The organism is Psychrobacter namhaensis, from assembly GCF_016107545.1.
GTDB lineage: Bacteria > Pseudomonadota > Gammaproteobacteria > Pseudomonadales > Moraxellaceae > Psychrobacter > Psychrobacter namhaensis.
On the sequence record NZ_JABASS010000001.1, the window covers coordinates 343,270 to 356,847 of the forward strand.

At 45.0% G+C, this 13,578-nt stretch carries 13 protein-coding genes; 6 read left to right on the plus strand and 7 right to left on the minus strand.

Annotated elements, in window-relative coordinates:
- Positions 1-279: 279 nt before the first annotated feature.
- The gene (gene blaRTG, locus JFC06_RS01455) at positions 280-1,176 is read right to left on the minus strand and encodes an RTG family carbenicillin-hydrolyzing class A beta-lactamase (protein ID WP_198333702.1); all 897 of its coding nucleotides are present in this window, start codon (positions 1,174-1,176) and stop codon (positions 280-282) included.
- 287 nt (positions 1,177-1,463) lie between these two features.
- Complete coding sequence (gene pdxA / locus JFC06_RS01460; RefSeq protein WP_227670230.1) at positions 1,464-2,579, minus strand: 4-hydroxythreonine-4-phosphate dehydrogenase PdxA; 1,116 nt, start codon at positions 2,577-2,579, stop codon at positions 1,464-1,466.
- A 291-nt stretch (positions 2,580-2,870) separates the two neighbouring features.
- On the opposite strand from pdxA, the gene dnaB reads away from it, so the two are divergent.
- The 3 genes from dnaB to argF all read left to right on the plus strand — a co-directional run bounded on the left by dnaB (position 2,871) and on the right by argF (position 6,641).
- Positions 2,871-4,274: a replicative DNA helicase gene (gene dnaB, locus JFC06_RS01465; RefSeq protein ID WP_193006900.1), complete on the plus strand. Its 1,404-nt coding sequence runs from the start codon at positions 2,871-2,873 to the stop codon at positions 4,272-4,274.
- Positions 4,275-4,421: 147 nt separating this feature from the next.
- Complete coding sequence (gene alr / locus JFC06_RS01470; protein ID WP_198333703.1) at positions 4,422-5,531, plus strand: alanine racemase; 1,110 nt, start codon at positions 4,422-4,424, stop codon at positions 5,529-5,531.
- A 186-nt stretch (positions 5,532-5,717) separates the two neighbouring features.
- Positions 5,718-6,641, plus strand: a complete 924-nt coding sequence (argF, locus tag JFC06_RS01475; RefSeq protein ID WP_193006902.1) for an ornithine carbamoyltransferase — start codon at positions 5,718-5,720, stop codon at positions 6,639-6,641.
- Positions 6,642-6,759: 118 nt separating this feature from the next.
- On the opposite strand, the gene rpiA is transcribed toward argF, so the two are convergent.
- From rpiA to JFC06_RS01500, 5 genes are all read right to left on the minus strand, one after another.
- Positions 6,760-7,419, minus strand: a complete 660-nt coding sequence (rpiA, locus tag JFC06_RS01480) for a ribose-5-phosphate isomerase RpiA (RefSeq protein ID WP_193006903.1) — start codon at positions 7,417-7,419, stop codon at positions 6,760-6,762.
- A gap of 151 nt (positions 7,420-7,570) precedes the next feature.
- The gene (locus JFC06_RS01485; protein WP_193006904.1) at positions 7,571-8,881 is read right to left on the minus strand and encodes an arsenic transporter; all 1,311 of its coding nucleotides are present in this window, start codon (positions 8,879-8,881) and stop codon (positions 7,571-7,573) included.
- 53 nt (positions 8,882-8,934) lie between these two features.
- Positions 8,935-9,675 (minus strand): arsenical resistance protein ArsH, encoded by a 741-nt coding sequence (gene arsH, locus JFC06_RS01490; protein WP_193006905.1) that lies wholly within the window; start codon positions 9,673-9,675, stop codon positions 8,935-8,937.
- Positions 9,662-10,069 carry an arsenate reductase (glutaredoxin) gene (arsC, locus tag JFC06_RS01495; protein ID WP_193007009.1) on the minus strand — a complete coding sequence of 136 codons (408 nt, stop codon included), beginning with the start codon at positions 10,067-10,069 and terminating at the stop codon, positions 9,662-9,664. Before arsC ends, arsH begins: the two co-directional genes overlap by 14 nt.
- Before the next feature lie 40 nt (positions 10,070-10,109).
- The gene (locus tag JFC06_RS01500; RefSeq protein ID WP_198333704.1) at positions 10,110-10,484 is read right to left on the minus strand and encodes an ArsR/SmtB family transcription factor; all 375 of its coding nucleotides are present in this window, start codon (positions 10,482-10,484) and stop codon (positions 10,110-10,112) included.
- A gap of 223 nt (positions 10,485-10,707) precedes the next feature.
- Between JFC06_RS01500 and ilvA the strand changes: the two genes are divergently transcribed.
- The 3 genes from ilvA (at position 10,708) to JFC06_RS01515 (ending at position 13,402) form a co-directional block, all read left to right on the plus strand.
- Entirely contained in the window at positions 10,708-12,261 is a 1,554-nt protein-coding gene (gene ilvA / locus JFC06_RS01505) for a threonine ammonia-lyase, biosynthetic (protein ID WP_193006907.1), read from the plus strand.
- Positions 12,262-12,380: 119 nt separating this feature from the next.
- Positions 12,381-12,761 carry an excalibur calcium-binding domain-containing protein gene (locus tag JFC06_RS12310; RefSeq protein WP_198333705.1) on the plus strand — a complete coding sequence of 127 codons (381 nt, stop codon included), beginning with the start codon at positions 12,381-12,383 and terminating at the stop codon, positions 12,759-12,761.
- A gap of 218 nt (positions 12,762-12,979) precedes the next feature.
- Complete coding sequence (locus JFC06_RS01515; RefSeq protein WP_198333706.1) at positions 12,980-13,402, plus strand: RNA-binding S4 domain-containing protein; 423 nt, start codon at positions 12,980-12,982, stop codon at positions 13,400-13,402.
- Positions 13,403-13,578: the final 176 nt, after the last annotated feature.

Consider the following 13,578-nt stretch of genomic DNA (forward strand, 5'->3'; position numbering starts at 1 on the left):
GTAAACTATTTTCAGCTCACCTATACTCTTTTTAGAGTTAATTGACTGTATTTATTATTTAACTGACAAAGCCCCATGGCTTAGTATGATAAGTAGATTGCTAAATAAAGTTACCATTTTAGGTTATTGTTAATAATTACTTATTTCAATATATTCTTATCTAACTTTTGTCCTATTAAAGTAATATAAATAAAGGTAGGCTTGAGGTTATAAGAACAGGCAATCACACTACTTTGCATTGCCTATTATCGGTTCGCTACACAGGTATGGAGATATCAGTCAGTGACGACTGTTCTCCATTAATACTGTCTTCGCTATTTGCTCACCAATTTTCGCAATGACAGCGTTTCTTTCTTCAAACGAAGCGTCTGTCTCTGTAATGTATAGAGCGGCTACGATAGACTTGCGATTTGGAGGCCACATCACCGCAGTAATAGCACGCGTCCCATAACCACCAGCGCCTGTTCTATCTGCGACTATCCAGTCATTTGGAACGCCTTTACGAAACAGGGCATCGCCAACCTCATTACCTTTAAGCCAAGATACTAGTTGTTGACGAGATTTGATAGATAGCGTTTCGCCAACTAGTAACTTTTCAAGTGTCGTCACCATTGCAATTGGTGTTGTCGTGTCTCGTTTATCTCCAGGCACCGCTTCGTTGAGTTCTGTTTCCCAGCGATCAAGGCGCGTCGTATCATCACCAATGGAACGCAAAAATCTCGTTAGCGCCTTAGGTCCTCCAATGGCTTGTAGAATAAAATTGGCAGCTGAATTATCACTGGTTGACAGTGTAGCCTGACACAGCGCGGCAAGGGACATCCCTTTTCTGCCTACGTGTTTTTCTGTCACAGGGGAGTATGTCACAAGATTGCTCTCAGAGAATCTCACCACTCTATCCATTCTTTCTTTACCCAAAACAACTCTTTGAAGAACGTTTGCACAGGCAAGTGTTTTAAAAGTACTACTTAGAGGAAAACGTTCATTAGATTTATATTCCCAGCGTTTTCCCGTTTCCAAGTCATGCACAGCTAGACCGATTCTAGCGCCCAATTCAGTTTCAGCATTGGTAACTGCTTCGAGTATTGAGTTTGTTGCATTAACATTTAATGATAGCGTGAGACATAAAAAAGCAATGATTACCCTAAAAAAATGAGCCTTGTGTTGACGTGCGTTCATGATGAGTTAACTTTCCTTTTGGATCAAATTTTTAGACTATATGATGTGTATGTAATAGCATAGTTATATCTCATTCATGATTAACTTAGCTTATTTTAGATTAGTGATTTTAGGGTATACCCCAAAGGAAACAACCATTTCACCCTCCAAACCTATTAATAGACCACTCAAAATAGACCTCTATAATGAAACCGCTTATATTAGGTAACGTTTGATAATTTGTGAATAGGCATTACTGATATTAGAGCTATCTAATACTGCGGAACAAATCTCACTAAGCCACCGCCTTATGCAAGAGGTCTACTGACAGTGGATCTGTCTGCCATCTCATTTGCCATCACGAGTGCTTGGTACAAGCTGGTGGCACTTGCGCCGCCCCGTCCTGCCAAGTCAAGGGCAGTACCGTGATCGACTGACGTGCGAATATAAGGTAGCCCCAACGTTAAATTAACTGTATCGCCAAAACCATGCGACTTTAGTACGGGTAGCCCCTGATCGTGATACATGGCGATGACAGCATCGCAATTTGCCAAATGTCTGGGAGTAAACAAAGTGTCAGCAGGCATCGCCTCTGAAATATCTACGCCAGCCTTGATAAACTCTTTGAGCACTGGGTTGATAATATCAATCTCCTCAACGCCAAGATGGCCACCCTCGCCCGCATGCGGATTGAGACCACAGACCAAAATACGCGGCTGCATTAAGCCAAACTTTTCACGCATATCATCAACGACGATTTGTACCGTTTGTCGCACATTGTCAGCAGTGATGGCCGCAGGTATGTCTTTGAGTGGCAAATGAGTGGTCACAAGCGCGACTTTCATGGCTTGATTGGCAAGCATCATCACCACTTTTTCACAACCACTTTGTTGCATAAAAAACTCGGTATGACCACTGAACATCGTGCCATCTAACAGCTTAATACCGGCTTCTATCAATGCTGATTTTTGCAATGGACCTGTGACGATAGCCGCCGCTGTCTTGTTGGTGGCTAGTGTATGAGCAATCTCTAACTGTTTTGCTACCATCGCTGAGTTACTGATGTTGATTTGACCACAAGATACGGGCGCTGCACAAGGAATGTTCAGTAGAATAAAAGCAGGATCGGCATCCGCATTTTGTTGTGATATCTGCTTCGTTAAATGCTCACTGTTTACATCATCAGTATCTATATTAATGGTTTGCCAAGTGGGGCAGCGTTTGAGGACACCTGTCGCCATAAGCTCATCTGCGCGTGTTTGCATGGCGGTAGCATCTGCCGTTACCCAAATTGGACGCTGAAAATCTTGTAACTTATTCTCCGCCGCCAGTAGCAGCACAACATCCATACCAATGCCCGCAGGTTCACCCGTGGTCAGTAGCAACGGCTGTTTTTCTTGTATAGAAATCTCGTTTTTTTTCATCTAAGGCACCGATTTTATTGCGTTTTTAGTCATAATATTCTTACCAAAGCTATCGTTTTGAGCCGTTGTCTGACGACTTTAGCACCAGATAATTTTGTCATCATAATCATCAGAACAGTCATAGTGTGGTAGAATTTCGCTTCTGATTGTAGCATTTACTCGCAAGCATTAAGACCATGCTTTGATACTTCTATCGTAGCAGTCTGACGCGTCTATTGTGCTGTATCACCACCAAAATACATTCGTATAACAAATAATTTTTTATATCGACTTTTCAAATATTGGGCACTCATGGCAGACACCGAAAAAACCGACGACTTACTCAATCAAACACCGCCGCACAATATCGATATCGAAAAGGCATTGCTCGCGTCTTTGATGAGTATCGAGGAGGCATACGATAAGATTGCAGACATCGTCACCAAAGATGACTTTTATGCGGGGCGGCACCAATATATTTTTGACGCCATTGCGCATCTAGCCGCGGTCAATGAGCCTTATGATACGGTCATGGTTCACGATTGGTTAGAAGCACAAAAATTGCTTAAAAGCGCAGGCGGTGACAGTTATTTGGCGGATATTTTGAGCCAAAGCCCGGCGACATTATTCAACCTCACCGCTTATGCCCAGCGTGTCCGTGAACTATCGACTCTGCGCCAGCTGATTACCACTGGGAACGAGATGTTGTCGCTCGCCTATAATCCAAAAGACCAAACCGTCAGCGACATTTTAGACAATGTCGAGGGTAAGATATTTAGCATTAATGAGCAACATAATAAACGAGCTGAGCAGCGTGGGCCTGTTGGCATCACTTCAGTCTTGACCAATGTCATCGATAAAATCCAAGAGTTAAAGTCTAATCCTGACGGTATGATTGGTCTGCAAACGCCCTTTGCTGAGTTGAATAACAAGACACAAGGATTGCAAGCAGGTGATTTAATTATTGTGGCGGCCCGTCCTTCTATGGGTAAAACCACTTTTGCGATGAACTTGGCAGAAGGTATCTTATTTAATGAAGACTTGCCAGTCGTGGTATTTTCGATGGAAATGCCCGCTGAGTCTATCGTCATGCGTTTACTATCATCGTGGGGTGCGATTAACCAAACACACCTACGCTCTGGGCAAATGAACGAAGATGAATGGGCAAAAATGATGAATGCCATTCAGCATTTGCAATCTAAACACTTATATATTGATGACAGCACGGCACTGCCACCGTCTGAGATGCGTTCACGCTGTCGCCGTATTGCCAAAAACCATGACGGGCGTTTGGGTGCTATCGTAGTCGATTACCTCCAATTAATGAAAGTACCAAGCTTAGATGGCAACCGTGTTGGCGAAATTTCTGAGATTTCTCGTAGCTTAAAAGCGCTGGCACGTGAGCTTGAATGTCCAGTGATTGCTCTATCCCAGCTTAACCGTAGTCTAGAAAACCGTCCCAATAAGCGACCTATTATGTCAGATTTACGTGAATCTGGGGCCATTGAGCAGGACGCCGATTTGATTATGTTCATCTATCGCGATGAGGTTTACAATGAAAACTCAGACCATAAAGGTGTGGCTGAAATCATTATTGGTAAACAGCGTAACGGCCCTATTGGCACCATACGATTGGGCTTTGAAGGACAATTTACCCGCTTTATTAATTTAACGCCAGAGTATTATCAAGGGGTTAGTTTCGAGAATGATGAGTAACTGTCTAAATAAAAAGAAACGCGCAACCATAAGCCACTAACACCCCTAAACAGTGAGTAATAACAATAGCCAGTGATGCCTCAGCCTGATTGATGCGTCACTGGCTTTATACCTTCATCTATAATTTTGCTAATAAAGAAGCCAATTATGCGTACCATTACTATCAAACCAATAGCCATCACTCACAACCTCAATCAAGTTAAAAAACGGGCGCCACACTCCAAAGTCCTTGCTATGGTGAAGTCCAATGCTTATGGTCACGGGGTGGCAGCCGTACTACCAGCGTTAACGCAAGCAGATGGTATCGGTGTCGCTACTTTGATAGAAGCATTAGAAGCCAGACAGTTGGGATGGGACAAAACGATTGGTTTGGTAGAAGGGGCATTTACGGCTGATGAGTGGCAGCAGGCCATTGATCATGAGGTGAGTTGCGTGATTCACCATGTGCCACAATTGGAGTGGGCACTGGACAACGTTCCACCAGCTGCAAGCGCAACTCGTGTGGTTTGGCTAAAATACAATACTGGTATGAACCGCTTAGGCTTCAATGCTGAAGGCGTGATTGCCGCTGCTAAACACCTGCATGCGGCAGGCTACCAACTGATTTTAACCACCCATTTTGCCAACGCTGATGACCGAAATCACCCACTAAATGCAGTGCAAATTCAGCGTTTTAAAGATATGTTAGCGACGTTAAAAGAAACCGTTAGCAACGACGTTAAGGGCTCGTTGTGCAACTCAGCTGGCGTGGTAAACTTCTCAGATCATCATTATGATTGGGTACGTCCCGGTATTATTTTGTATGGTAGCGCCCCTGTCATTGATAAAAGCGCGCAGGAATTAGACTTGCAACCAGCCATGAGTTTTAGCGCACAGATTATTGCTCTACAAACGGTCAGTGCGAACGACGCTATCGGCTATGGTAGTCGCTGGATCGCACAAAAAGACACCGAAACAGCCTTAGTGAGTATTGGCTATGGAGACGGCTATCCTCGTGTGGTTAGTGAGGATGCTTATGTGTCTGTTATTGATAGTACGAATAACCGAAGCTACCCGTGCGCTGTGCTTGGGCGTGTGGCGATGGATATGATTGTCATTGATGTCAGCGCAGTACCAGACAACACGTCCTTATTAGATAGCAAGGTCATCCTTTGGGGCGACGCCCCGCACGTCGATGAGGTTGCAGCACATGCCCATACTATCAGTTATGAGCTGCTATGCCGCCTAAGCATACGGCCAAAGCGTGTACAAGCATAATCATCATCAGACAACGATGAACTTACTGTTCGCTTAAGTGGCTTATCACTCATAGCAAATTGGACGTTTACATTGGAAGTAATTGCGCTATACTAAAAGTTTGTTGTCACCCCAGTATACGCACTGACGCGATGCTATTGAAGACTGATAACGTTTCATTGACTGCGATCGACTGCTAGGATTACTATGAGTTTGCGCCATTTTTTGACCCTATCTGATTTAACCAAACAAGAACTAGAAACCCTTATCAAACGTGCCAGCGAATTACGTAAGATGCAACACGCGGGCGAGATATATCAGCCCTTTGTTGGTCGTACGCTTGGTATGATTTTTGAAAAATCTTCTACCCGCACGCGTATTTCTTTTGAAACGGGTATGGGACAATTTGGCGGTAGTGCGATCTTTTTATCGCCAAATGATACCCAGCTTGGACGCGGCGAGCCATTAGAAGACTCAGCACGCGTGATCTCAAGCATGGTCGATATCATCATGATTCGCACCTTTGGCCATGAAAAAGTGGAAACCTTTGCAGAATACTCCAGTGTCCCTATTATTAACGCCCTGACGGATGAGTTTCATCCTTGCCAGCTGCTTGCTGATATGCAGACTTACTATGAGCATCGCGGTAGTATCGAAAACAAAATCGTAACGTGGGTCGGTGACGGCAACAACATGTGCTCATCCTTTATGCAGGCGGCCAATCAATTTGGCTTTGAGCTACGTGTGGCCGCGCCTTATGGCTTTGAGCCAGACCCAAAACTGATGGAACGTTTCTCTCATTGCGTAAGCCTGGTAGAAAACGTCCAAGATGCAGCAAAAGACTCTAACTTAATCGTCACTGATGTATGGGCCAGTATGGGGCAAGAATCTGAACAGAATACCCGCGCACGCCGTTTTGCGCCTTATCAAGTAACACCGTCATTGCTGGACAAAGCCGACCCTGAAGTGGTGTTTATGCACTGCTTGCCTGCGCATCGCGGCGAGGAAATCTCTCACGATATGCTAGATGACCCACGGTCAGTGGTGTGGGACGAGGCAGAAAACCGCTTACACGCACAAAAAGCCCTGATGGAGTTTTTACTAAAAGACAAAATTAAGCTGTCTACCTAAACCAATAGCTATCATTAAAAGCCATTTCTCAATCACACAATACAGAAAAAAAGAAAAAAGGCAGACCACATTTATCGTGATCTGCCTTTTTACTTTTTGTACAACCATTAATGACTAATTAACGAGTGAATGTCTCTACCCCGTTACTGCTGGCCTTGAGCAGTACATCTGCTTGATTGGCCGCAAAAATACCATTACAGACGACGCCGACGATATTATTAAGGGTTTTTTCAAGCGCTACCGGATCACTAACATCCAAATCATAAGTATCAAGAATCACATTACCATAATCAGTGACAAAGTCTTCACGGTACACTGGTTCACCGCCCAAACTAGCCAACTGGCGTGCTACGTAAGAACGCGCCTGCGGTAGTACTTCTATCGGTACTGGGAACGCGCGTCCTAATGTCTCAACGCTTTTACTGGCATCTACCATGCACACAAACTTATTGGACGCCGCGGCCACGATTTTTTCACGAGTGAGCGCGCCGCCACCACCCTTTATCAGTTGCAGATTCGCGTTGACTTCATCAGCGCCGTCAATATAAACATCAAGCGTACCGGCAAAGTTCAAATCTACTATCTCGATACCAAGTGCACGTAATCTATCTTCCGTCACCTGCGAGCTTGCAACGGCTCCAGCAAGCTTTAGTGTCGGCAACAGCTCTATCAAACAGTTGACCGTACTACCCGTTCCTACGCCAAGTATCATGTCATCTTCGATATAGCTTAAAGCAGCTTTGGCGGCGGCTTGCTTTTGTGCTTGCTGATCACTCATCATAAATCCTTGGTAAAATAAACGTACTGTTTTAAAAATAAAAGGCTAAAAGCGGTAAAATGCGCGGCTATTATAACCGATGACTTTACTGAATGTCAGCGTAATCGGCATTGTAATCATTGCTCATTGCATTCGATTTTCCAAATTTACTTTAGATACCAGACAGATAAGGCAACCAAAACACCAAAGCCAACAGCGTTGCAAATAATACTGGCGGCGTGATAAGCAGCCCAATTTTCATATACTGGCCCCAGCTAATTTTATAGTCTTTTTCTGCCAATACATGTAACCACAATAACGTCGCCAGACTACCAATGGGTGTGAATTTTGGTCCCAAATCATTACCAATCACATTGGCATAAATCATCAGCTCTCGAGTTGCCGCAGGCACTTGCGCGCTATCAATAGCCAGTGCACCTACTAACGTTGCTGGCATGTTATTCATGACAGAAGCCACAATAGCGGATAAAAATCCTGTGCCTAGTGTTGCTGTAACCGCGCCCTGCTGCCCCAACCAAGTCAAAATTTGGGCGCCATAACTGGTTAGTCCTGCATTGCCCAAGCCATAAACAACCAAATACATACCGATTGAAAACAGTACGATTTGCCAAGGCGCGTTACGGACGACATTGCGTACAGAAACAACTGCCCCGCGACCGCCTTGCCAAAAGCGACTTGCAATTGCTAGGAGTAACAACGCGGCGGCGCCTGTGACCAGAGAGATAGGCAGACCTAACGACTCAGTCGCAAAGTAAGCAATCAGCAACAGTGCAAGCAGTGGAAAAGCGGCCTTAAATACTAAGGGATCTTCGATAGCAGAAGCAGGCGCGCTCAGATTGGTGATGGAGTAATGTGTTGGAATATGACGAGAATAGACCACCCACAGCACCGCTAGCGTTGCTATCACAGACACGATATTAACTGGCACCATAACCGCTGCATAACGCCCAAAGCCAATATCGAAATAGTTGGCACTAACGATATTGACCAAATTAGATGTCACTAACGGCAGGCTTGCGGTATCGGCAATAAAGCCCGTCGCTATAATAAAAGCCAAAGCAGAGGGCGGCGAAAACTTCAGTCGCAGCAAAATGGCAATAACAATAGGCGTTAGTAGTAACGCTGCCCCATCATTGGCAAAAAATGCCGATATAAACGCGCCTAAAATCACAATCATAGGAAATAGCAAGCGCCCTTGTCCATTACCAAGCCTTGCTACATGCAATGCTGCCCAACCAAAAAAACCCGCCTTATCTAAGATAAGCGAGATAATGATCAGCGCTACAAAGGTAAAAGTTGCGTCCCAGACAATATTCCAAACGATCCCAACATCAGATAGCTGCACGACGCCAAAAGCCAAGGCGACCAATGCTCCGCCAAGTGCGCTCCAGCCAATGCCCAATCCTTTAGGCTGCCAGATCACTAAAACCAACGTGACAATAAAAATAGTGAATGCGAGCATTAAACCGCCTTATTAAGCAGAGTCAGGTGAGTACAACGAAGGTAGTAATGAGATTAAAGTGACTTTTGATTCACCCGCTGCGAGACTGCCTCGGCACTTTCTACACGTTCTGAATAGCGGTCCGTTAGATAGGCTGAGCGTCCACGCGTAAGCCAAGTAAACTTCACTAACTCCTCGCAAACATCAACAAGACGCAGATATAACGGGGACATATCCATACGGTTGTCCTCGGTAAACTCTAAAAAGGCTTTTGGGATAGAGGATTGGTTCGGTATGGTAATCATGCGCATCCAACGACCAAGAATACGTAGCTGATTAACCGTGTTAAAGCTTTGACTGCCACCACTCACTTGCATCACAGCAAGCGTTTTACCTTGGGTCGGGCGCACGCCACCAAGTGACAGCGGAATCCAATCAATTTGCGCTTTCATGATACTGGTCATACTACCGTGGCGTTCTGGACTTACCCAAAGCATGCCTTCTGACCACTGTGCCAGCTCTCGCAGCTCTTGTACTTTGGGATGCTCTGCATCTACTGAGTCAGGTAGCGGCAAGCCTGATGGGTCAAACATTTTGACCTCACAGCCATACCAGCGCAGTAAACGACTCGCCTCTTCGGCTGCCAATTTAGAAAAAGAGCGTGTGCGTAGAGATCCATACAACACTAGTATTTTGGGCGGATGGCGTGGATCGTCCATACCAATTAAAGAGTCAATATCAATGGGTTGTATGTTGTTTGGGTCAATATTGGGCAAGTCATCTAGGCTCACCTGCCCTGTATTAGCCTTTGTCATGATAAACCACCTCACCGTCCTCTTTCGTAAAACTACTCACTGGATTTTCTAGCAACGCAAACACTCGCTCTGAAGGTCGGCATAATGCTGCGCCCTTATCGGTGACGACAATAGGACGATTGATTAAAATAGGATGGGCAATCATTGCATCGATAATGTCATCATCAGAGACATTGGAATTGTCCAGACCCAGCTCATTATTGATCGGCTCTTTGCTTCTTAGAAGCTCTCTTGGAGAGATTTTCATTTTTGCCAATAGCTCAACCAAGTAGTCACGTGTTGGTGGGGTGTTAAGATATTCCACCACTTCTGGCTCTTCACCTGACGCTTTCATAATAGCCAAAGTATTACGGGACGTACCGCAATTAGGATTGTGAAAAATCAATGGGTTCAATGTTTTCATGGCACTCTCATCTATTTGACCGTTACGTTTGTTAGGGTATGTACTCATCATTATTTTGGCTCTCTGCTTGAACTGCCTCGCATCCACTCAAACTATCCAGAAGCGACGCACACAATTCTGGGTGTCCTGCACAGCAATCTTGTAGTAAAAACTGAACAACCGCTTCCATGTGTGATAAAGACGCACGATAGATTATCTGACGACTGTGCCTTTTTGAGACCACCCATCCTGCTCGTGCTAACACAGACAGGTGCGCTGACATCGTATTGTGCGGCACGGATAGCTGCCGAGCTATTTCACCCGCAGGCAGCCCCTCAGGTTCTTGACTGACAAGTAACCTAAAAGCTTGTAAACGAGTGTCTTGAGAGAGCGCAGCAAAGCTTGCGATAGCAGTAGTTATTTCCATATGTCCAATAATACAGACATATTAATATGATTCAAGTTTTTTAGGTAAAAAAGGCTATGTCATCCCTTCGTGGCCTCAATTAATAGACATCAAGCCAGCAAATTGCCGCAAAAACTGCAATTGTGTCTTGCAAGACAATCAAAATCAGCATAGGCTAATCTATTTCATTATTTATATTCACTTATACTTTTTACATTCATCTACGTTTTGTTTAGGAATTACTATGCTGTCACACTGGGTACGAGCCATACTGCAAGCCACCGTCTATGACGTTGCAATTCAAACACCACTAGAAGCTGCACCCAAGTTGACCCAACGTTTTGCCAATGACATTCGCTTCAAACGGGAAGACTTACAACCCGTCAAATCCTTTAAATTGCGCGGTGCTTATAACCGTATTAGCCAACTGAGCGATGAGCAAAAAGCGCGTGGGGTGATTTGCGCGTCAGCTGGCAATCACGCGCAAGGTGTTGCCTACTCTGCCCGCCAGTTATCACTCAACAATATCATTGTCATGCCAACCACCACACCTGACATCAAAGTAGATGCGGTTAGAGCATTAGGTGGTAACGTCGATTTGCATGGTGATAGCTTTGATCAAGCCAACCGTTACGCGATTGACCGTGCTGAACGCGAGGGACTCACCTTTATCCCGCCGTATGATGATGAATTGGTCATTGCCGGACAAGGCACTATTGGACTGGAGCTCACCCAGCAGTGGCGCAGCATGGACTATGTTTTCGTTGCGGTTGGCGGTGGTGGCCTGATCTCAGGTGTCGCGGCGTTCTTGGGAGAAGTTGCCCCCCATGTCAAAGTCATTGCCGTAGAAGCTGACCAATCCGCCTGTTTAAAGGCAGCGCTTGAGACTGGTGAGCGGGTCAAACTCGAGCAAGTTGGATTGTTCGTAGATGGTGTGGCAGTGGCTCAGATTGGTGAATTGCCTTTTGACGTGGTGCGTACGCAAAAAAGCGACAAATCAGGCCCTGTGGTCGAACCTGAAGTCGTCACTTGTACCAATGATGAAGTTTGTGCTGCCGTCAAAGATATCTTTGAAGAAAATCGTAGTATCGTTGAACCTGCCGGTGCATTATCAGTAGCTGGCATGAAAAAATACATCAAAGCGCATAATCTGCAAGGCAAAAACTGTGTTGGCATCGTCTGCGGTGCCAATATGAACTTTGACCGTTTGCGTTATATCGCAGAGCGTACCGAAATTGGTGAGAAAAAAGAAGCCATCTTTGGTGTGACTATTCCTGAACAGACTGGCGCTTTCTTAAACTTCTGCCGCAGCCTACATGGACGTAACATCACAGAATTTAACTATCGTGCTGATAGTAAAAAATCACCTGACTCTATGGAGCCCGCAGCAATCTTTGTCGGTATTGCCTTAAAAGAAGGCGAAAAAGAGCGCCAAACGATTAGCACTCAATTGGCAGCCGATGGCTATGAGGCCCATGATTTAACGGATGATGACATCGCAAAATCGCATATTCGTCATTTGATTGGCGGGCATGCTCATATCGAAAACGAGCAGTTATTAAAAGTGGTGTTCCCAGAGCGTCCAGGCGCCCTGCTCACCTTCTTAGAAAAATTGGGCGACGATTTTAATATCACCTTGTTCCATTATCGCAATCATGGCGCTGCTGAAGGTCGCGTGTTAGTTGGCTTGCAAGCCTCTGAAGGCAATTCTCGTCAATTACAAGACGCACTACTCGACATTGGCTATGACTGCACCATGCTCAATGACAACATCGGCTATCAGCTGTTTTTGAAGTAGGTAGAATTCGTATCAAGGATCGTCGATCATAGCAGCTTTTTAATCAATTAAAAAACTGCCACTGATGGATGGATAATGACGGTTAGCGATGAGCGTTTATTCATTGGCATGGGGCAGTTATGAAAAACACATTGATGATCGTCATGTTGCTGATTTTGGCGTTGGTAGGCTATAGAACCCTTCAACCTAAAAGCCCCACGAATATTTCTACCATTGATGTTGCGACTGAGACCTCCCCTGTTTCTGTCTCTACCTCTACTGACTTTGATGACATACCACCCACGTACATTGATACTGATATAGAAACCGCATCAACCTCGGTAGTAAAGCCAGTAATGAGTACAAAGTCAGCAGCACCAAGCTTTTCTTGTGATGGCAGACAGCATTGCTCGCAAATGACCTCGTGCGCAGAAGCCACTTACTTTAGTAATCACTGTCCTAATACAAAGATGGATGGTAATCATGACGGCGTGCCATGTGAACAACAGTGGTGTAACTAACTTTGTATCAGGCAGACACTGCGAACGCGGTGCCTACCCCTCCCATTTATAACAACGATAGCTGTAAAAATTACGGCTTCTCACCATCACTAATGCAAATCACCGATGCTCACTGCAACGAATAACAAAAAACCTATTTGCAAATACTAAATTTGCCCTAATCTTATTAAGACCATCTCGTTTTAAATAAATATGGAAATTAGTATAGAGTCGCTGTTATGAAAAATAATATTGATGATAAAAACCAAGCCTTAGCCAAGATTCGTCTTGATAAGTGGCTGTGGGCCGCACGTTTTTACCGGACGCGTACGCTTGCCAAACAAGCGATCGAGAGTGGCCGAGTGCATTATGGCGGTAGCCGTGTCAAAACCAGTAAAGAGATTTCAGTCGGAGATGAGTTGACCATTCGTCAAGGCTCAGCTACTGCTATGACTGAAAAGACCGTGGTTGTCGAAGCGCTAACGGCACAACGCGGTAATGCCGCTGCTGCCCAAGTGTTGTACTCAGAGACCGAAGAGAGCGAAGTGCGCCGCGCTTATTATGCTGAGCAGCGTAAACTTGCCAATCTTGCCCGGCCCGATAACAAACCCAATAAAAAAGAGCGCCGTGATCTGCAACGCTTTAAAAGTAAACAAGACTAAAATAGTAAAAGCACTATATCGCTCTATTCATGATATATCGTTATAATACTGCAAAAACCACACAGTACGGCGGCTATCATTTTTGTCACCATGGTCACGTTTACGAAACACAAGCTAAAACATCTGTATCAAACGTAACAGTTTGACAGCGCTCTGAATGTGGTCACAATGCGTCT